We start from the raw sequence: 18,082 nt of genomic DNA, 5'->3' as shown, positions 1-18,082 counted from the left end.
TACAGTGCTTAGAGCGGTTCCGGTTTTCCACGGGGGCGCAGAACCGCTCTAACCTTTTGTTTATACGCTAACGGGCCGCCTTCAGCTGCCGATCGTCCTCGACGGCAGGCGCCGCCTCGTCATAGACCCGCATCAGCCGCCCGGCCGCCTTCAGCTTCGCGATAAGATCGTTTCCATCGGCCGAGGCCTTGGTCAGCTCCAACTGCTCGAACTCCCGCAGCGCCTGCGCCCAATGGCTTTCCCCGCGCCCATCCGGCCTGCCTTCCGATTCCCACAGTGAATAAGCGCGCTGGCTTACCCAGGCGTCTTTATTATGACTCATCATCAACCCCAGCGAGAAATTTGGAAACAATATTCGATAGGCAACAAGGTGCCAAAACCGGCTTTAGGAGTCGTTACGAGGCAGCGTTAGTTTTTAGCTAATACAACAGCTTGGCCTCCTACCGTCTCCGGGTTAGGGTCCCAGCAGAAACGACAGCGATGACCGATGGCAGCAAAGACAACTCTCAACGCGAAAAACCTGGAAGCCCTCGGCGCCCAACGTCTCGCCGAACTGCTGATCGAGATCAGCATGGGCAGCGCCGCCCACAAACGACGGCTTCGAATGGAGCTTGCCGGCAATCAAGGCAGTGCCGAAGTGGCACGCGAAGTGCGCAAGCGCCTGGCCAGCATCGCGCGAGCCCGCAGCTTCATCGAATGGCATAAGGTGAAAACTGTTAACGCGGACTTGGAAACGCAGCGATCGACGATCGTCACCGTCGTCGCCGCCGACGATCCGAAGGAGGCGTTCGATCTCATCTGGCAATTTCTTGCCGTCGCCGATTCCATATTCGAGCGATCCAACAGCGGCGACAGCGTTTTTATCGAAACCTTCCATCAGGCATGCGCCGATGCCGGCGTCATCGCCAGCGCCGCGGGCATCGGTATCGATGTCCTTGCCGACAAGATCTTCACTGCGCTGCAGGATAACGACCACGGCCAATATGATCCGCTGATCGCCGAGATGCTTCCGGCGCTGGGCGACGACGGCCTGGAACACTTGAAGAGCCGCCTGGTGCAATGGTCGAACGAAGCGGAGGAGAAGCCTGACGACGCCGACCGCGAGGTTTTCGGCAATGGGCCGATCTACAGGGATGAGATCGACGCCAACCATCGGCAAATGACGGCGCGCATCGCTCTGCAGGAAATTGCCGATGCCCAGAATGATGTCGATGCCTTCATCGCCCAGCTGCCGGAACAGACGTTAAGGGCGCCGATGATCGCAGCCGAGATTGCTGACCGTTTGCTCCTGGCTGGACGCGCCGAGGATGCATTGACGATTTTGGACGGCGCCGATCACAGGGGGCGGTTCGAACTGCCCTTTGAATGGCAGCGCGCCCGCGTCGAGGCACTCGCCGCGCTCGGACGAGGAGAGGAAGCGCAGGCCTATCAATGGCAATGCTTCGAGCAGTCGCTGAATGGCGAGCACCTTCGCGCTTTCCTGCGAAGGCTCCCCGACTTCGACGATATCGAGGCCGAGGAGAAGGCATTCGCCTTCGTCCACGGCTTTCCGGATGTTCACCCGGCCCTTGCCTTTTTCCTTACCTGGCCGGCACTGGCTGAAGCGGCGAAACTCATATCCAACCGTCACGCGGAACTGGACGGTAACTTGTACGAACTGATGACGCCGGCAGCCGAGGCGCTGCAGGAGAAACACCCGCTCGCAGCCACCATGCTGCTGCGGGCGATGATCGGCTTCGCCCTCGATTACGGCCGATCCAGCCGTTACAGGCATGCCGCCCGCCATCTGGCGGAATGCGCGTCGATGGCGCCGCATATCGACGATTTCGGCAGCGCCCGGCCTCACGACGCCTATGTTGTCGAACTCAAGCGCAAACACGGAAACAAGCATGGCTTCTGGAGCCTCCTGCGTTAGGCCGACAATACCGGATCCCACCCACGAAAAGGACATCACCATGACCGGAACCGCATGGCACGCCGATCCGCTGAACTGGGGCAATGGCCCGCGTATTTTCGAGGCCTTCCTCGAACCGACCTGCCCTTACTCGGTCAGGGCTTTCTACAAGCTCGACGCCCTTCTTGAGCAAGCCGGCAGAGACAGGATCACCGTCAAGCTCCGTCTGCAGTCGCAACCCTGGCACATGTATTCCGGCGTGCTCGTCCGCTGCATCATCGCCGCCTCGACGCTGGAAGGCGGCAAGGAGACGGCAAAAAAGGTCATGGGAGCCATCGCCGCGCATCGCGAGGAATTCGAGTTTGAGCGTCACGCCGGCGGCCCGAACATGGACGTCACGCCGAACCAAATCATCGAGCGCCTGGAAGGTTACAGCGGCATCAAACTGAAGGAAGCCTTCGCGATCCCGGATCTCGACCGGGAGATCAAATGGCACTGCAAATACGCCCGGCAGAACGGCATCCACGTCTCGCCGACTTTCATGATCGACGGGCTGGTGCAGGCGGACATGAGCAGCGGCGATGAGGTTGGAGCCTGGGTCGAGAAAGTGCTGGGCGGCTGACGCCCTGCCTGGCCTGCAAGTGCTCACTGGGCGGCAGTCTCTTACCTGCCGGCACCCACGAAATAGGAACGGCTGAAATAGAACGCGCTTGCTTGACTCACGAGCGCCCATCAATTGGCCTGACGCTCGTGAACGTTGCTTTGCAGCTCGCAAGCGGCACCTAACTGAGACGAATCGGAAGATCGCGGGGGAAACCTTAGAGTCCAAGTTCCAAGTGGCGGAGAGGGTGGGATTTGAACCCACGATACCCTTGCAGGTATGCCGCATTTCGAGTGCGGTGCATTCGACCACTCTGCCACCTCTCCGCGGTCTGGTCGGCGCTTGTTCGGCGCGGGCGTTCTCATAACGAGCATATGACGGGTTGGCAAGCCGAAAAGTCGAAGCATTCCATCCTTTTGCCTTGACACCTTTTTGTCACTCGCGTATCTCGGCTGCGCGATAGGTTTGGAGTAATCCGTGCCTTGCCCGTCCCGCGCTCGCGTGGGGCATTTCACCGGCAGAAAGAGTTCGAGGCCAGCCCTCTGAAATCCCTGCTTAACATCGACTGATAAAAAGACGGCCGCCTTGCTCAAGCAGCGAGGAGAGCTGGAACGAACATGAAAGGATAAAAAATGTTCGCAGTCATCAAGACCGGCGGTAAACAGTACCGTGTGGCAGCCAACGACGTGCTGACCATCGAAAAGCTGGAAGCCACCGCTGGCGATTCCATTGAATTTACCGAAGTGCTCGTGATCGGCGAAGGCGCCGACGCTGCGATCGGTGCGCCCTTCGTTACCGGCGCCTCTGTCAAGGCAGAAGTCGTCGAACAGAACCGCGGCAAGAAGGTCATCGCCTTCAAGAAGCGCCGCCGTCAGAATTCGAAGCGTTCGCGCGGCCATCGTCAGCATCACACGGTCGTCCGTATCACGGACATCGTGGCTGCCAAGTAAGATCAACGGGTTTCAGGTTTAAAGGAGAACTCCAATGGCACACAAAAAAGCTGGCGGTTCCTCGCGCAACGGTCGCGATTCCGAATCCAAGCGCCTTGGCGTGAAGAAGTTCGGCGGCGAAGCCGTCATCGCAGGCAACATCCTCGTGCGTCAGCGCGGGACGCAGTGGCATCCGGGTTCCAACGTCGGCCTCGGCAAGGATCACACGATTTTTGCGCTTACCGCCGGCAATGTGAACTTCCGAACGAAGGCCAACGGTCGCGTCTACGTGTCTGTCATGCCGAAAGCGGAAGCAGCGGAATAAGCCGGTAGCGCTTTAAAACAGCCGGCGTCTCATCGACCCGGCTGGCCGTATCAGGTTCAGTCTAGAAATCAGGGGAGATGGGGCGCCATCTCCCCTTTTTCTTTGTCCAAACAGGAGGACTGAACATGCAAGGCGAATTGTTAAGGGCAGACCAATCAAGGTCTCCCCGGGAAGACCAGCGGTCTCCCATGGAACGGCTGAGGCCGGAGCGGTTAAGGACCGATTGCCCTGTCTTACTATCGGAAAGGCTCGTCATGCGCGCGCCCCACGAAGAAGACATCGACGCCCTTGCCCATCTCGCCAACAACGCCAAAGTCGCCACCATGGTATCGCGTATGCCGCATCCCTATACCGCCGATGATGCCGCCGACTTTGTTTGGCGTACGCGAAATGGCGAGATTGGCAAATGCGTCTATGCGATCACCAAGGCCGAAAACGGCGCCTTTATCGGCTGCTGCGGTGTCGAGCCGCAGGCCGACGGCAGGACCGTCGAAATCGGTTACTGGCTGGGCGAACCCCATTGGAACAAGGGCTATACGACCGAGGCCTGCCATGCCCTCGTCGATATGGTGTTCAGAACCCGCGAAAACGTCGATCAGATCGACGCCCGCTGCCGGGTGATGAACGTCGCCTCGCGCCGCGTCATCCAGAAGTGCGGCTTCCAGTTCCAGGGATCGGGGCTTGCCGCTTCGCTCGCGCTCGGCAGCAACGTGCCTGTTGAATGGTACAGGCTCGACCGCAAGACCTGGATGTCGCTCCGAAGCTGGGGGAACATCGCATGAGCACGACGGCACTGCAAAGGCCGGAGGTCAGGCCGATGATGCCCGGCCCCGCGCCTGTCATCTCGACTGCCCGGCTGACGCTCCGCCCTCACAGGCTGAGCGATGCGCCTGCGATCGCGGAATCGCTCTCCGATTTCGCGGTCACGCGCATGCTGTCCCGCGTCCCCGCGCCGTTCGACCGGCAGGATGCGCTGGACTGGCTGATCCCGGTCACCTCGGGCACCCTGCCAGACTGGCCGCTGGCCATCACCGGCGGGGACGATGTCCATATCGGCAACGTCTCGATCGAGCTGCGCCACGGCCGCTGGCACCTCGGCTACTGGCTGAACCGCTACTACTGGCGGCGCGGCTATATGAGCGAGGCGGTGGGGGCGATCATCGAGCGCTTCTCGCGCCGCATGCCGGAGACGCCCGTTCATTCCGGCGTCTTCGCCGACAATCCGGCGTCGCTGCGGCTGCAGGAGAAGCTGGGTTTCCGCATGGTGGGTTGCGGCGAAATCTATTGTTTCGCCCGCAATACCATGGTTTCGCACATCGAAACTGTGCTGCAGCCGGGCATGCTGCAGCCGCGGAAGGTTGCCTGACACAGCATGATGCCGAAAAGTGTGAGCGGTTTTTGGACAACATCATGCTCAAGTAAAAGGAGACGCCGTCAAACGACGGCGTCTCCGTCAATCGCCGATCGCGACCCAGAGCGGGAAATGATCGGACCCGACGGATTGCGTGTCGATCCGGGCGGATTTCAACCGGCTGACAAGGCCGCAACTGACGAAGCAATAGTCGAGATGCATGCGTTTGCCGTGATCTTCGGGATCCATCCAGCTATAGCTCTCCGGCCGATGGGCCTGAAGCGCCGCAAAGGCGTCGACCGGTGTGCCGATCCGGGCGATCCGGCCGTAATATCCGCCGCCGGCCCCGGCAAGCGCGCAATATTCCGGCGATTCCGGCTCCATGTTGAAATCGCCCATGATGACGTAGTCCTCCGGCAGCGGCGGCTCCGGCAGATCGAATTCACCACCTCCCGTCAGCGACCCGCCCTCGTGAACGAAGGCATTGATATGGGCGTTCAGGAACTGCAGCTGGCGAATTCGTTCGTCTGCGGAAACGTGGTCGAGGTGGACGGAGTAGAGGCGGAGCGCTCCGCCCGGCGCTGCGATCACCGCCTCGGTGGCGCCGCGCTGCAGATTGATCTTGCCGATCGTGCGGCTGCGCGGCAGAAGCAGCGTCCTAATCGAGACAATTGGCCAGCGCGACAGCACCATGTTGCCGAACTGGAAACGGGTGCCGCGCACCGGCGCCGGCCCGCTCGGAGCCGCTTCGGCATGCATGTCGCAGGCCGGCCCATACACCCAGAAATAGTCGGAAAAGAGGGCGGCAATACCGGCCACCATGTCGGCAAAACCGTTGCGCGAGAAGCCGCGGGTCACCTCCTGCAGCGCGATGACATCGGCGCCCTCGAGGCTGCGGGCAATGCGCTCGAGATCGTATCTGCCGTCAAGACCGAAGCCGTACTGTATGTTATAGCTCGCAAAATTCACGATAATCTTTGACCTCCGTCGGAACCGCCTATATCGAATGGGCCAAGACGGGCCGTCCAACCGCCACCGGATACTGGAAGTAAAATGAAATTTCTCGACGAAGCAAAGGTCTATATCCGATCCGGAGACGGCGGCGGCGGCAGCGTCTCCTTCCGGCGCGAGAAATTCATCGAGTTCGGCGGCCCCGACGGCGGTGATGGCGGACGCGGCGGCGACGTCTGGGTGGAGACCGTCAACGGCCTCAACACGCTGATCGATTTCCGCTATCAGCAGCACTTCAAGGCGACGACCGGCACCCACGGCATGGGCCGGAACCGCACCGGCGCCAATGGCAGCGACGTGACGCTGAAGGTCCCTGTCGGCACCCAGATCTTCGAGGAAGACCGGGAAACGCTGATCTGCGATCTCACCGTCGAAGGCCAGCGTTACTGCCTCGCCCATGGGGGCAATGGCGGCTTCGGCAACGCCCATTTCAAGACCTCGACCAATCAAGCGCCGGATTGGGCCAATCCCGGCCTGCCCGGCGAGGAAAAGACCCTCTGGCTGCGGCTGAAACTGATCGCCGATGCCGGCCTCGTCGGCCTGCCCAATGCCGGTAAATCGACCTTCCTGGCATCGGTCACCCGTGCACGGCCGAAGATCGCCAACTACCCCTTCACCACGCTGCATCCCAATCTCGGCGTCGCCACGATCGACGAGCGGGAATTCATCCTTGCCGACATTCCGGGCCTGATCGAAGGCGCCCATGAGGGTGTCGGCATCGGTGACCGTTTCCTCGGCCATGTCGAGCGCACCCGGGTGCTGCTCCACCTCGTCTCCGCCCAGGAGGAAAAGGTCGGCAAGGCCTATAAGACGGTCAAGCACGAGCTCGAAGCCTATGGCAACGATCTGACGGATAAGCCTGAAATCGTGGCGCTGTCGCAGATCGACGTGCTCGACGATGCCGAATTGAAGAAGAAGGCCAGGGAATTGGCCAAGGCCTGCGGCAAGACGCCGTTCCTGATTTCGGCCGTCACCGGCAAGGGTATGACCGAGGTCCTGCGGGCGCTACGCGACATCATCGTCGAAGAAAATGCCGAGGAGAAGCCCGCCAAGGTGCCGAAGCTCAGGCATCGCGACATGGTCGTCAGCGATGAGGGCGAGGGTCAGGGCGAGGACGAGGCCGATGACCAGCCGTAAGCCGCTTGGCCGCTACCGGCGCGTCGTCATCAAGATCGGCTCCGCGCTGCTGGTCGACCGCAAGGCCGGGCTGAAAAAGGCCTGGCTCGACGCCATGTGTGCCGATATCGCAGGCCTGAAGGCCAAAGGCATCGACGTGCTCGTCGTTTCCTCCGGCGCAATCGCGCTCGGCCGTTCGGTGCTCGACCTGTCCTCCGGCGCACTGAAGCTGGAAGAAAGCCAGGCAGCAGCAGCCGTCGGCCAGATCGCGCTGGCGCGCGCCTGGTCGGAAAGCCTGTCGCGCGACGAGATCGTCGCAGGCCAGATCCTGCTGACGCTCGGCGATACCGAGGAGCGCCGCCGTTATCTCAATGCGCGCGCCACCATCAATCAGCTTTTGAAGATCGGCGCCGTGCCTATTATCAACGAGAACGACACGGTCGCCACCAGCGAAATCCGCTATGGCGACAACGACCGGCTGGCCGCCCGCGTCGCGACGATGACCGGCGCCGACCTGCTGATCCTTCTCTCCGACATTGACGGCCTCTATACCGCGCCGCCGCATCTCGATCCGAACGCGAGCTTCCTGGAGACGATTTCCGCAATCACCCCAGAGATCGAGGCGATGGCCGGGGGTGCTGCTTCCGAGCTTTCGCGCGGCGGCATGCGCACCAAGATCGATGCCGGCAAGATCGCGACGACATCGGGCTGCGCCATGATCATCGCCTCCGGCAAGACCGACAGCCCGCTGTCGGCGATCGAAAACGGCGCCCGTTCTTCCTGGTTTGCGCCTTCGGGAACGCCCGTCACGGCTCGCAAGACCTGGATCGCAGGCCAACTGCAGCCGGCCGGGGAGCTGCATGTCGATGACGGCGCCGTCACAGCCCTCGGGGCCGGCAAGAGCCTGCTTCCCGCCGGCGTGCGCAATGTTTCCGGCCTCTTCAGCCGCGGCGATACGGTGGCGATCATCGGCCCGGCCGGTCGCGAGATCGCCCGCGGGCTCGTCAGCTACGACGCCGACGACGCCCGCCGGATTGCCGGCCGCAAATCGGCGGAGATCGAAGCCATCCTCGGTTATGCCGGCCGCGCCGCCATGGTCCATCGCGACGACATGGTGATGACCGCGCCGATCGGTTCGAAATCGGAAAGGCAGAAGAAGGACGCGAGCTATGCTTGATACCGTTGCGCCAGGCCCTGACATTGACGTGCTGATGAACGACATCGGCCGCAAGGCAAAGGCATCAGCGCGACCGCTGGGCTTTGCATCCACCGCGGCGAAGAACGGCGCGCTGAACGCCATGGCCGACGCGATCCTGGCGAACAAGGCTGAGATTCTTGCTGCGAACGCCAAGGATTTGAAGGATATCGAAGGCAGCGACATGCTCGCCTCCTTCGTCGACCGGCTGACGCTGAACGACAAGCGCATTGCCGAAATGGCCGAAGGCATCCGCGCCATCGCCGCCCTTGCCGATCCGGTCGGCGAAGTCATTGCCGCCTGGGACCGGCCGAACGGCCTGAAGATCGAGCGCGTCCGCACGCCGCTCGGCGTCATCGGCGTCATCTTCGAAAGCCGGCCGAACGTCACCGCCGATGCCGGCGCCCTCTGCCTCAAGGCCGGCAATGCCGTGATCCTGCGCTGCGGTTCGGACTCGCGCCGCTCATCGCAGGCTATCCATGCCTGCATGGTCGAAGGCCTGAAAGCGGCGGGGCTTCCAGAGCATGCTATCCAGCTCGTCCCGGTCACCGACCGTGCCGCCGTCGGCGCCATGCTGCGCGGCCTCGACGGCGCGATCGACGTCATCGTGCCGCGTGGCGGCAAGAGCCTGGTCGCCCGGGTGCAGAGCGAGGCGCGCGTGCCGGTTTTTGCCCATCTCGAAGGCCTGTGCCACATCTATGTCGATGGCTCGGCCGATATCGAGATGGCGAAGAAGATCGTCGTCAACGCCAAGATGCGCCGCACCGGCATCTGCGGCGCGGCCGAAACCCTGCTGGTCGATGGCGCCGCAATCGGCACGCATCTGACGCCGCTGCTCGAGGTTCTCACCGAAGCCGGCTGCGAGGTCCGCGCGTCGCCGACGGTGCTGAAGGTCGTCCCCGGCCTGAAGCCGGCGACCGAGGAGGACTGGTCGACCGAATATCTCGACGCGATCATTTCGGTGGCCGTGGTCGACGGCATATCGGGCGCCATCGCCCATATCCAGACCTATTCCTCGAACCACACCGAGGCTGTCATCGCCGAGGATCCTGATGTCGTCGCACGGTTCTTCACCGAGGTCGATTCGGCCATCCTGCTGCACAATGCCTCGACGCAATTTGCCGATGGCGGCGAGTTCGGCATGGGCGCGGAGATCGGCATTGCCACCGGCAAGATGCATGCCCGCGGCCCCGTCGGCGTCGAACAGCTGACCTCCTTCAAATATCGGGTGCACGGCGCCGGACAGACGCGGCCCTGACGTGACGCCCAAGTCTGATGTGACGCCCAAGTCTGACGTGACGACCGAGCCCGATATGCCGATCGAAAATGTCGACCGGCATTATCTCCGCATGCCGCATAGCGAGCGCGGCATGGTCGTCGGTCTGTTCGGCGGTTCGTTCAATCCGCCGCATCAAGGCCACGCGCTGGTCGCCGAGATCGCTCTCAAGCGGCTTGGCCTCGACCAGCTCTGGTGGATGGTCACCCCCGGCAATCCGCTGAAGAGCCGCAACGCGCTGGCACCACTTGCCGAGCGCATTGCCGAAAGCGAGCGTATTGCCCCTGATCCGCGCATCAAGGTCACCGCCTTCGAACAGGCGCTCGGCGTCAGTTACACCGCCAATACGCTTGCCCGCGTCAAGGCCCGCAATCCGCATGTGCATTTCATCTGGATCATGGGCGCCGACAGCCTGCAGACCTTTCACAAATGGCAGAAATGGCAGGAGATCGCCCGTACCTTCCCGATCGCGGTGATCGACCGGCCGGGCGCGACGCTCTCCTACCTCTCCTCGAAAATGACGAGGACCTTCGATTTCGCCCGCGTCGACGAGGATGATGCCCGGGTTCTCTGGAAGAAACCGGCGCCGGCCTGGACCTTCATCCACGGGCCGCGCTCCGGCCTGAGCTCGACGGCAATCCGCAACGGCGCGTCGGACGAAGCTGAATAAATTTTAACGAAGATGGAAAACGAGAAAGCCCGACGGGGGAGGATCCGTCGGGCTTATAAACTCGATCGACAACTGGGAGGAGGAGTGTTGTCGACCCTATCGAACGGCTATGGGAGGAGGAGAAGCCGTTTCGATGAGTCTGTTTTATCAGATTCCGCACGAAGGTGAAGATTGATTGTTGCATTGCAGCAATGCGCGGATTGCAATCCTATCCGGGAGAATGGCGCCGGAAGTGGCGTTTTTATCAGCAGATAATCGTCGCGTGAAACACACCGTCATATTTTTCCAGATATATCCCTAGCCAAACCGCACCACCCGTTATATTCGTAGCAATATTTCGATCCTTGGGGAAGTGAATCATGCAGAATCGCCACCGATGGATGAAACTGGCAACCGCCGCGATATCGGCCCTGTGGCTTGGCGCGGCGGCGTTTGCAGCGCCGGCCGCCGCGGCCGAAAAGCTCACCGTCTTTGCGGCGGGGAGCCTCAAGGATGCGCTTGATGCCGCCAATGCCGCCTGGACTAGGGAAAACGGCAAGGAAGCCGTCGCCTCCTATGCGGCAAGTGGCGCGCTGGCCAAGCAGATCGAAAACGCGGCCCCCGCCGATATTTTCATCTCCGCCGACCGCGACTGGATGGATTACGTCGCCAAGAAGAACCTGATCAAAGCCGACACCCGTTCGGACCTGCTTGGAAACCGGATCGTGCTGGTTGCCGAAAAGGACAAGGCCAAGCCGGTCGAGATCAAGCAGGGCTTTGATCTTGCCGGGCTTTTGGGTGACGGCAAGCTCGCCATGGGTGAACCGAAATCGGTTCCGGCCGGCAAATACGGCATGGCCGCGCTGGAAAAACTCGGCGTCTGGAAATTGGTGGAAACCAAGGTCGCCGGCGCCGAAAGCGTCCGCGCCGCCTTGGCTCTCGTCTCCCGCGGCGAAGCGCCCTATGGCATCGTCTACCAGACGGATGCCGCCGCCGACAAAGGTGTCGCCATCGTCGGTACCTTCCCGGCCGATTCCCATCCGCCGATCATCTATCCCATCGCAATTCTCGCCGAAAGCAAGAACCCGGATGCCGCAGCCTATCTCAACTTCCTGAAATCCGACAAGGCAGCCGCCTATTTCACGGCACAGGGGTTTACCATTCTGAAGTGATTGAGACGTTGAGATGATTGCGGAATCAGGGGCGACAGCTTAGCGTCAAGGCTCACTAAGACGAGCCGCAGATAGTCGTCTGGTTCATGCCGATAGCTGCCCCCACCCTAACCCTCTCCCCGTAAACGGGGCGAGGGGACGTGCCATACCAGACATGAGCCGGGAACCGAGAGGCCGCGGCACACCCCTTCGCCCCGCGAGCGGGGAGAAGGTGCCGGCAGGCGGATGAGGAGCTGGTCTCGGCTCGCCTCAACATGCCTTGGATTTCAAGGGAGACCACCGCATTTGAACATATTCGGCCTGAGCGACGAGGAATGGACGGCGATCCTGCTCAGCCTGCGCGTCTCGATCGTCGCCATGCTGGCGAGCCTGCCCTTCGGTATTCTCGTCGCTTTGCTGCTGGCCCGCGGCCGCTTCTGGGGCAAGTCGGTGCTGAACGGCATCGTTCATCTGCCGCTGATCCTGCCTCCCGTCGTCACCGGTTTCCTTCTCCTCATCCTGTTCGGCCGCCGCGGTCCGATCGGCAGTCTGCTCGACCAGTATCTCGGCATCGTCCTTTCCTTCCGCTGGACGGGCGCGGCGCTTGCCTGTGCCGTCATGGCCTTCCCGCTGATGGTGCGCAGCATCCGCCTGTCGATCGAGGCGGTCGACCGCAAGCTGGAAGAGGCGGCCGGAACGCTCGGCGCCGGTCCCGCCTGGGTCTTTTTGACGATTACCCTGCCGCTGATCTTGCCCGGCATCATCACCGGCATGATCCTTTCCTTCGCCAAGGCGATGGGGGAATTCGGCGCGACGATCACCTTCGTCTCCAATATCCCAGGCGAAACCCAGACGCTGTCGGCCGCGATTTACACCTTCACCCAGGTGCCGGGCGGCGATGCCGGCGCGCTACGCCTGACGCTCGTCGCCATCATCATTTCCATGGCAGCCCTGCTCGCCTCCGAATTCCTCGCCCGTCTCGCCGGCCAAAGGATCGATCCGGAATGACGCTGATCGTCGAAGCAAAACAGCGGCTCGGCGCCTTTTCGCTCAACGCCGCCTTCACTTCGGAGCGCGGCGTTACCGCGCTGTTCGGCCGCTCCGGCTCGGGCAAGACCTCGCTGATCCGCATCATCGCTGGCCTCGCCCGCCCGGACGAGGGTCGCGTTATTCTGGACGGCGAAGCCTTGACCGAAACCGCAGCCGGCACCTTCGTCCCGAAACATCGCCGCCGCTTCGGTTATGTCTTCCAGGAGGCCCGGCTCTTCCCGCATTTCAGCGTCCGCGCCAATCTCTCCTATGGCCGCTGGTTCGCGGCGAGAGCGGCACGCGGCGAAAACTTCGATCGCATCGTCGACCTGCTCGGCATCGAGCCGTTGCTGGAGCGCAGCCCCGCAAAACTGTCCGGCGGCGAGAAGCAGCGCGTCGCCATCGGCCGCGCCCTTCTCTCAGCACCCCGGCTGCTGTTGATGGACGAGCCGCTCGCTGCCCTCGACGAGGCGCGCAAGGCGGAGATCCTGCCTTACCTCCAGCGATTGCGGGACGAGACGGACATTCCGATCGTCTATGTCAGCCATTCGATCACCGAGGTAGCGCGGCTGGCAAACCAGGTGGTCGTCCTCAGCGACGGCAAAGTGGAAGCGACAGGCCCGGCCGTCGACATATTGAGCCGCCCCTCAGCGGCGGCCGACCGGAAAGAGGCGGGCTCACTGCTCGAGGGCACGGTCGAAAGCTTCGACGCGCTTCACCGGCTATCGACCGTCGCACTGAAATCCTGCCAGCTGCATATCCCCGGCGCGGCCCTAACGCCGGGCAAACCGGTGCGCATCCGCGTTCCCTCCCGCGACGTCATGCTGGCGACAACAAGGCCCGAGGGCCTCAGCGCGCTGAATATCCTGGAAGCAAGGATAGAACAGATGTCCCCGAGCGAGGACGGAACCGTGGAAATCCGGCTCGATTGCGGCGGCGACGCCATTCTTTCGCGCATCACCGCGCTGTCCTGCGAACGCCTCGATCTTCGGCCCGGCAAGACCGTCTTCGCCGTCATCAAGACGGTTGCCCTCGAGGCCTGATCAGCCGCGCTCGCCGGACTTCAGGTGGCGCTTGGCCTCAAGCCAGGCGAGATCTTCGGAAAGGCTCGTGCGCATCGTCTTTTCCATCCGGCGGAAACGCTCGAGCAATTCCTCGCCGAACGGCGTCAGCGCCGCGCCGCCGCCCTTCTGGCCGCCACGCTGCGATTCCACCACCTGCTCCGAGAACATCCGGTTCATCTCGCTGACCAGCAGCCATGCCCGCCGATAGGACATGTCCATCGCCCGCCCCGCCGCCGAGATCGATCCGGTCGCGCGGATATGTTCCAGAAGTTCCATCTTGCCATGGCCGAGCCGATCCTCGTCCGGGAAGCTGATTCGCAGGACGGGCACGAGGGTTTTTGCGGCTGAGTCGGTCATCGAATCCGGAGATCGTGGAATTTGCCGCACTTTACGCTGCGGCATGGAAACTGTACACCGCCCGCACAAGCAGCCCGCGTGGCAATATTCTTCAATTCGGACGCCGGATCGGTTTTTTGCTCGATCTGTATCTTAGCACGTCTTGAAACATTAATGGTTTGATGCCTATCTTAACCATGATCCGGTCTCGATCGGATCTCGTGTTGTGCATGGTTTGTCATTCCAGGAAAGGGAATAAACTGACAACAGTACACGCCAAGGGAAAAACGTTGGCCGTTATCCCGAAGAGTGCGGAACGTGGCGCCGATGCCGCCGCCCGCGCCCTAGAAACCGTCCTCGCCAGCCTCGAGGACTCCAAAGCTGAAGATATCGTCACCATCGACATTGCCGGAAAATCGGCGCTGGGAGACTACATGATCGTCGTCTCCGGCCGCTCGAACAGGCATGTCATGGCAATCTCGGATCATCTGCTGACCGACCTTAAGGACGACGGCCTCGGCACGGCCCGCGTTGAAGGTCAGGAAGGCGGCGATTGGGTCCTGATCGACACCGGTGACATTATCGTGCACGTGTTCCGCCCGGAAATCCGCGAGTTCTACAACATCGAAAAGATGTGGGCGGCTCCGGATATGGATGAAGAAACACGGCACTGACAGGCGGCCGGCATTTGTCCGGCGCTTGAAATGTGGCATTGGCTGGCCGGAAACATGAGAAACCGGCCGGCGGCGCCTCGTGCGCCCGATGTGCCGCATCAGCAAGGAGCGGATGCATGCGAGTTGGTCTTTTTGCGGTGGGACGGCTGAAGTCCGGCCCCGAAAAGGATCTTGCGGCCCGTTATTTCGACCGTTTCGCCAAGGCCGGTCCTGCCGTCGGCCTCGAATTTACCCGTGTTGCCGAAGTCGCCGAAAGCCGCGCCTCCAACGCGGAAACCCGCAAACGCGAGGAGGCGGCACTGCTGTTGAAATCGCTTGCCGATGGCAGCATCCTCATTCTTCTCGATGAACGCGGCAAGGGGCTCGACAGCGAAGCCTTCGCCAACCTGCTGGGCTCCTATCGCGACCAGGGTAAACGCGACCTGACCATCGCCATCGGCGGCGCCGACGGCCTCGATCCTTCCCTCTACGACCGTGCCGACGCCACGCTGTGCCTGGGCAAAATGACCTGGCCGCATCAGCTCGTCCGCACGCTGATCGCCGAACAACTTTATCGCGCCGTCACCATCCTGTCCGGCCACCCCTATCACCGCGTCTGATGCGTCGCATTGTCACGCAGCCGTGTTGAGCCGCCGGACCATTCTGCTTCGAACTTTCTGGCAAAGCGTGCCAAATCAGCTTAGGCTCCGCGAGATTTGAAAGAGTGCCCAGACCCGCATGACGACAACAGCAACCAAGCGACACCGCATGATCCTGCCGGCTATTGCGGCCGGTTTTGGTGTCGCGGTCATCGTCGTGGCGGCAAATCCCTTCATCGTCCGGGCGCAGGATGCAGCCCCGGAAGCGTCGGCGCAATCCGCGCCCCAGCCGGCAGCCGGGCCGCCGCCCGATCCGGCCGCCGAACTCGCCGCCAAACGCGACCAGACCCGCGCCGAACTCGAAACCCTGTCGAAAACCATAAGTCTTTCCTCCGACAAGGTGAGCGAACTCCAGCAAAGCATCGCCGATCTGGAAAAGAGCACGCAAAGCATCCGCCAGGCGCTGATCGATTCCGCCGCCCGCCGCAAGGGGCTCGAGAAGCAGATCCTCGAAAGCGAGAAGAAGCTTGCCGATCTCGGCGTCAAGCAGGATGGCATCCGCCGTTCGCTGCACGAACGCCGTGGCCTTTTGGCCGAGGTGCTGGCAGCCCTCCAGCGCATGGGTCGCAACCCGCCGCCCGCTTTGCTGGTCACCCCCGATGATGCGCTCGCCTCGGTGCGCAGCGCCATCCTGCTCGGCGCCGTCGTGCCGGGCATCCGCAAGGAGACCGACAAGCTTGCCGCCGACCTTGCAAGCCTCGCCGCATTGCAGACCGCCAGCGCTGCCGCGAAGGCCGACCTGACAGCGACGATGACGAACGGGATCGAGGAAGAGCGGCGCATGGATCTGCTGCTTGCCGAAAACGACAAGCTCAGCCGCAGCAATGCCGCTGATCTCACGGCCGAGAAAAAGCGCTCCGAGGAACTGGCCGGCAAGGCGACCAGCCTTGAGGGCCTCGTTGCCTCGATGGAATCCGAGATCGCTTCGGTGCGGGATGCCGCCGCAGCCGCCCGCCAGGCGGAGGAAAACCGCAAGCTGATGACCGACGAGCAGCGCGCCCAGGCCAAGGCCCTGGCCGACAGCGGTGTGCCCGATAAAAACCGCATTGCCCCCGCATATCCGTTCGGAGAATTGAAGGCGAAATTGGAGGTGCCCGTTGCGGGCGATATCCTGCGCCAGTTCGGCGATGCCGACGGTACCGGGCACGAAGCCATGGGCATGACGGTCGCCACCAATCCGGAAACCGTGGTGACGGCGCCGGCCGATGGCCTGGTGGTTTTCGCCGGCGCTTTCCGCAGTTACGGCCAGATGATCATCCTCGACACCGGCGACGGCTACCACCTGGTTCTCTCGGGAATGGATACGATCAATACCCGTCAGGGAAAATTCGTTTTCTCCGGCGAGCCGCTCGCCGTGATGGGCGCGAAAAGAGTGGCAAGCGCAACTGCATTGGCGCTGGAAACGGACCGGCCAACGCTTTACATTGAATTTCGAAAGGACGGTAAACCGGTCGATTCCCGACCATGGTGGACCGCCAAAGACACTGGAAAGGCACGCAATGATTCGTAGGGCTTCTCTTGTTCTGGTCGGCGCATTGATGGGTGCGACCGCCATGAGCGTCATTTACTCGGCGGGTGTGCCGGCGGAAGCGGCCGGATCCTCGACATACAAGGAACTCTCGGTGTTCGGCGATGTCTTCGAGCGTGTGCGCGCCCAGTATGTGACGCCGCCTGCCGAAGACAAGCTGATCGAGAATGCCATCAACGGCATGCTCTCCTCGCTCGACCCGCATTCGAGCTACATGAATGCGAAAGACGCCGAAGACATGCGCACCCAGACCAAGGGTGAGTTCGGCGGTCTCGGCATCGAAGTCACGATGGAAGACGAGCTCGTCAAGGTCATCACCCCGATCGACGATACGCCCGCCGCCAAGGCCGGCGTTCTTGCCGGCGACTATATCTCCGAGATCGACGGCCAGTCCGTGCGTGGCCTGAAGCTGGAAGACGCCGTCGAGAAGATGCGCGGCGCCGTCAACACGCCGATCAAGCTGACGCTGATCCGCAAGGGTGCCGACAAGCCGATCGAGCTGACGATCGTCCGCGACGTCGTCGCCGTCCAGGCCGTCAAGTCGCGTGTCGAGGACGATGTCGGTTATCTCCGCATCATTTCCTTCACCGAGAAGACCTATCCCGACATGGAAAAGGCGATCAAGAAGATCAAGGACACCGTTCCGGCCGACAAGCTGAAGGGTTATGTCCTCGACCTGCGCCTCAACCCCGGCGGTCTGCTCGACCAGGCGATTAACGTCTCCGATGCGCTGCTGCAGCGCGGCGAAGTGGTTTCGACCCGCGGCCGCAATCCCGATGAAACCCGCCGCTTCAATGCCGGCCCGGGCGACCTGACGGATGGCAAGCCGGTTATCGTGCTGATCAATGGCGGTTCGGCTTCCGCATCGGAAATCGTCGCCGGCGCTCTTCAGGATCTGCGCCGCGCCACCGTTCTCGGCACGCGCTCCTTCGGCAAGGGTTCGGTCCAGACGATCATCCCGCTCGGCGAAAACGGCGCGCTGCGCCTGACCACGGCGCTCTACTACACGCCGTCCGGTCGCTCGATCCAGGGCACCGGCATCACCCCCGACATCAAGGTCGAGGAGCCGCTGCCGGAGGAACTGCAGGGCAAGATGGTGACCGAAGGCGAATCCAGCCTGCGCGGCCATATCAAGGGCCAGAGCGAGACCGACGAAGGTTCCGGCTCCGTTGCCTATGTGCCGCCGGACCCGAAGGACGACGTTCAGCTCAACTACGCGCTCGATCTGCTGCGCGGCAAGAAGACCGATCCGGCCTTCCCGCCGAACCCGGATAAGGCCGTCGTCGCCAAGTAATGCATCACCTCAAGGCCGGGC

20 protein-coding genes and 1 tRNA gene are annotated in these 18,082 nt (G+C 62.2%); 17 read left to right on the top strand and 4 right to left on the bottom strand.

Annotated elements, in window-relative coordinates:
* Positions 1–67 precede the first annotated feature (67 nt).
* Positions 68–322, bottom strand: coding sequence for a DUF2934 domain-containing protein (locus tag FFM81_RS00285; RefSeq protein WP_037091916.1), 255 nt, complete (start codon positions 320–322; stop codon positions 68–70).
* Between the two features lie 165 nt (positions 323–487).
* Here FFM81_RS00285 and FFM81_RS00280 point away from each other — a divergent pair, with 165 nt between their 5' ends.
* Both FFM81_RS00280 and FFM81_RS00275 read left to right on the top strand, forming a co-directional pair.
* Positions 488–1,915 carry a DUF6880 family protein gene (locus FFM81_RS00280; protein WP_003567616.1) on the top strand — a complete coding sequence of 476 codons (1,428 nt, stop codon included), beginning with the start codon at positions 488–490 and terminating at the stop codon, positions 1,913–1,915.
* Between the two features lie 40 nt (positions 1,916–1,955).
* Positions 1,956–2,516 (top strand): DsbA family protein, encoded by a 561-nt coding sequence (locus FFM81_RS00275; RefSeq protein ID WP_003567618.1) that lies wholly within the window; start codon positions 1,956–1,958, stop codon positions 2,514–2,516.
* 215 nt (positions 2,517–2,731) lie between these two features.
* On the opposite strand, the gene FFM81_RS00270 is transcribed toward FFM81_RS00275, so the two are convergent.
* A tRNA-Ser gene (locus tag FFM81_RS00270) sits at positions 2,732–2,821 on the bottom strand.
* 306 nt (positions 2,822–3,127) lie between these two features.
* Between FFM81_RS00270 and rplU the strand changes: the two genes are divergently transcribed.
* The 4 genes from rplU to FFM81_RS00250 all read left to right on the top strand — a co-directional run bounded on the left by rplU (position 3,128) and on the right by FFM81_RS00250 (position 5,115).
* Positions 3,128–3,445 carry a 50S ribosomal protein L21 gene (gene rplU, locus FFM81_RS00265; RefSeq protein WP_003543907.1) on the top strand — a complete coding sequence of 106 codons (318 nt, stop codon included), beginning with the start codon at positions 3,128–3,130 and terminating at the stop codon, positions 3,443–3,445.
* A gap of 34 nt (positions 3,446–3,479) precedes the next feature.
* On the top strand, positions 3,480–3,749 hold the full coding sequence (gene rpmA / locus FFM81_RS00260; protein ID WP_138385283.1) for a 50S ribosomal protein L27: 270 nt from the start codon (positions 3,480–3,482) through the stop codon (positions 3,747–3,749).
* Between the two features lie 125 nt (positions 3,750–3,874).
* The gene (locus FFM81_RS00255) at positions 3,875–4,531 is read left to right on the top strand and encodes a GNAT family N-acetyltransferase (RefSeq protein ID WP_003567622.1); all 657 of its coding nucleotides are present in this window, start codon (positions 3,875–3,877) and stop codon (positions 4,529–4,531) included.
* The gene (locus tag FFM81_RS00250; RefSeq protein WP_037091830.1) at positions 4,528–5,115 is read left to right on the top strand and encodes a GNAT family N-acetyltransferase; all 588 of its coding nucleotides are present in this window, start codon (positions 4,528–4,530) and stop codon (positions 5,113–5,115) included. The genes FFM81_RS00255 and FFM81_RS00250 overlap by 4 nt, the downstream gene beginning before the upstream one ends.
* Positions 5,116–5,202: 87 nt before the next feature.
* Here the strand turns inward: FFM81_RS00250 and FFM81_RS00245 are convergent, their stop codons facing one another.
* Positions 5,203–6,069 (bottom strand): endonuclease/exonuclease/phosphatase family protein, encoded by an 867-nt coding sequence (locus tag FFM81_RS00245; RefSeq protein ID WP_003567627.1) that lies wholly within the window; start codon positions 6,067–6,069, stop codon positions 5,203–5,205.
* Positions 6,070–6,153: 84 nt separating this feature from the next.
* Between FFM81_RS00245 and obgE the strand changes: the two genes are divergently transcribed.
* The 7 genes from obgE (at position 6,154) to modC (ending at position 13,570) form a co-directional block, all read left to right on the top strand.
* On the top strand, positions 6,154–7,248 hold the full coding sequence (gene obgE, locus FFM81_RS00240) for a GTPase ObgE (RefSeq protein WP_003567629.1): 1,095 nt from the start codon (positions 6,154–6,156) through the stop codon (positions 7,246–7,248).
* Positions 7,235–8,404 (top strand): glutamate 5-kinase, encoded by a 1,170-nt coding sequence (gene proB / locus FFM81_RS00235; RefSeq protein ID WP_003567631.1) that lies wholly within the window; start codon positions 7,235–7,237, stop codon positions 8,402–8,404. The genes obgE and proB overlap by 14 nt, the downstream gene beginning before the upstream one ends.
* Complete coding sequence (locus FFM81_RS00230) at positions 8,397–9,680, top strand: glutamate-5-semialdehyde dehydrogenase (protein WP_003567633.1); 1,284 nt, start codon at positions 8,397–8,399, stop codon at positions 9,678–9,680. The genes proB and FFM81_RS00230 overlap by 8 nt, the downstream gene beginning before the upstream one ends.
* A 55-nt stretch (positions 9,681–9,735) precedes the next feature.
* The gene (locus FFM81_RS00225) at positions 9,736–10,368 is read left to right on the top strand and encodes a nicotinate-nucleotide adenylyltransferase (RefSeq protein ID WP_003567634.1); all 633 of its coding nucleotides are present in this window, start codon (positions 9,736–9,738) and stop codon (positions 10,366–10,368) included.
* A gap of 359 nt (positions 10,369–10,727) precedes the next feature.
* Positions 10,728–11,519 carry a molybdate ABC transporter substrate-binding protein gene (modA, locus tag FFM81_RS00220; protein WP_138385284.1) on the top strand — a complete coding sequence of 264 codons (792 nt, stop codon included), beginning with the start codon at positions 10,728–10,730 and terminating at the stop codon, positions 11,517–11,519.
* Between the two features lie 285 nt (positions 11,520–11,804).
* On the top strand, positions 11,805–12,506 hold the full coding sequence (gene modB / locus FFM81_RS00215) for a molybdate ABC transporter permease subunit (protein ID WP_003567638.1): 702 nt from the start codon (positions 11,805–11,807) through the stop codon (positions 12,504–12,506).
* Positions 12,503–13,570, top strand: coding sequence for a molybdenum ABC transporter ATP-binding protein (modC, locus tag FFM81_RS00210; protein ID WP_003567640.1), 1,068 nt, complete (start codon positions 12,503–12,505; stop codon positions 13,568–13,570). Before modB ends, modC begins: the two co-directional genes overlap by 4 nt.
* Here the strand turns inward: modC and FFM81_RS00205 are convergent, their stop codons facing one another.
* Complete coding sequence (locus FFM81_RS00205) at positions 13,571–13,948, bottom strand: winged helix-turn-helix domain-containing protein (protein ID WP_003567641.1); 378 nt, start codon at positions 13,946–13,948, stop codon at positions 13,571–13,573.
* Positions 13,949–14,157: 209 nt separating this feature from the next.
* On the opposite strand from FFM81_RS00205, the gene rsfS reads away from it, so the two are divergent.
* The 4 genes from rsfS to FFM81_RS00185 all read left to right on the top strand — a co-directional run bounded on the left by rsfS (position 14,158) and on the right by FFM81_RS00185 (position 18,061).
* Entirely contained in the window at positions 14,158–14,601 is a 444-nt protein-coding gene (rsfS, locus tag FFM81_RS00200; RefSeq protein ID WP_037094457.1) for a ribosome silencing factor, read from the top strand.
* Positions 14,602–14,717: 116 nt separating this feature from the next.
* The gene (gene rlmH, locus FFM81_RS00195; protein ID WP_003567644.1) at positions 14,718–15,200 is read left to right on the top strand and encodes a 23S rRNA (pseudouridine(1915)-N(3))-methyltransferase RlmH; all 483 of its coding nucleotides are present in this window, start codon (positions 14,718–14,720) and stop codon (positions 15,198–15,200) included.
* A 148-nt stretch (positions 15,201–15,348) separates the two neighbouring features.
* A complete protein-coding gene (locus tag FFM81_RS00190; RefSeq protein ID WP_025417367.1) occupies positions 15,349–16,749 on the top strand; it encodes a murein hydrolase activator EnvC family protein in 1,401 nt (466 codons plus the stop codon).
* Positions 16,739–18,061, top strand: coding sequence for a S41 family peptidase (locus tag FFM81_RS00185; protein WP_003543943.1), 1,323 nt, complete (start codon positions 16,739–16,741; stop codon positions 18,059–18,061). Before FFM81_RS00190 ends, FFM81_RS00185 begins: the two co-directional genes overlap by 11 nt.
* Positions 18,062–18,082: the final 21 nt, after the last annotated feature.

The organism is Rhizobium hidalgonense (assembly GCF_005862185.2).
Taxonomy (GTDB): domain Bacteria; phylum Pseudomonadota; class Alphaproteobacteria; order Rhizobiales; family Rhizobiaceae; genus Rhizobium; species Rhizobium hidalgonense.
Note: the sequence above shows the minus strand (reverse complement) of the source record. Positions and strands in the feature narration are given on the sequence as shown.

What these genes read in the sequence shown, in the direction of transcription:
- rsfS (WP_037094457.1), top strand. Translation starts at nt 14,158, where the DNA reads ATGGTTTGTCATTCCAGGAAAGGGAATAAACTGACAACAGTACACGCC.
- rplU (WP_003543907.1), top strand. Translation starts at nt 3,128, where the DNA reads ATGTTCGCAGTCATCAAGACCGGCGGTAAACAGTACCGTGTGGCAGCC.
- FFM81_RS00205 (WP_003567641.1), bottom strand. Translation starts at nt 13,948, where the DNA reads ATGACCGACTCAGCCGCAAAAACCCTCGTGCCCGTCCTGCGAATCAGC.
- FFM81_RS00280 (WP_003567616.1), top strand. Translation starts at nt 488, where the DNA reads ATGGCAGCAAAGACAACTCTCAACGCGAAAAACCTGGAAGCCCTCGGC.
- proB (WP_003567631.1), top strand. Translation starts at nt 7,235, where the DNA reads ATGACCAGCCGTAAGCCGCTTGGCCGCTACCGGCGCGTCGTCATCAAG.
- FFM81_RS00285 (WP_037091916.1), bottom strand. Translation starts at nt 322, where the DNA reads ATGAGTCATAATAAAGACGCCTGGGTAAGCCAGCGCGCTTATTCACTG.
- FFM81_RS00255 (WP_003567622.1), top strand. Translation starts at nt 3,875, where the DNA reads ATGCAAGGCGAATTGTTAAGGGCAGACCAATCAAGGTCTCCCCGGGAA.
- FFM81_RS00250 (WP_037091830.1), top strand. Translation starts at nt 4,528, where the DNA reads ATGAGCACGACGGCACTGCAAAGGCCGGAGGTCAGGCCGATGATGCCC.
- rlmH (WP_003567644.1), top strand. Translation starts at nt 14,718, where the DNA reads ATGCGAGTTGGTCTTTTTGCGGTGGGACGGCTGAAGTCCGGCCCCGAA.
- FFM81_RS00225 (WP_003567634.1), top strand. Translation starts at nt 9,736, where the DNA reads ATGCCGATCGAAAATGTCGACCGGCATTATCTCCGCATGCCGCATAGC.
- FFM81_RS00190 (WP_025417367.1), top strand. Translation starts at nt 15,349, where the DNA reads ATGATCCTGCCGGCTATTGCGGCCGGTTTTGGTGTCGCGGTCATCGTC.
- FFM81_RS00185 (WP_003543943.1), top strand. Translation starts at nt 16,739, where the DNA reads ATGATTCGTAGGGCTTCTCTTGTTCTGGTCGGCGCATTGATGGGTGCG.
- modA (WP_138385284.1), top strand. Translation starts at nt 10,728, where the DNA reads ATGCAGAATCGCCACCGATGGATGAAACTGGCAACCGCCGCGATATCG.
- modC (WP_003567640.1), top strand. Translation starts at nt 12,503, where the DNA reads ATGACGCTGATCGTCGAAGCAAAACAGCGGCTCGGCGCCTTTTCGCTC.
- obgE (WP_003567629.1), top strand. Translation starts at nt 6,154, where the DNA reads ATGAAATTTCTCGACGAAGCAAAGGTCTATATCCGATCCGGAGACGGC.
- rpmA (WP_138385283.1), top strand. Translation starts at nt 3,480, where the DNA reads ATGGCACACAAAAAAGCTGGCGGTTCCTCGCGCAACGGTCGCGATTCC.
- FFM81_RS00230 (WP_003567633.1), top strand. Translation starts at nt 8,397, where the DNA reads ATGCTTGATACCGTTGCGCCAGGCCCTGACATTGACGTGCTGATGAAC.
- FFM81_RS00275 (WP_003567618.1), top strand. Translation starts at nt 1,956, where the DNA reads ATGACCGGAACCGCATGGCACGCCGATCCGCTGAACTGGGGCAATGGC.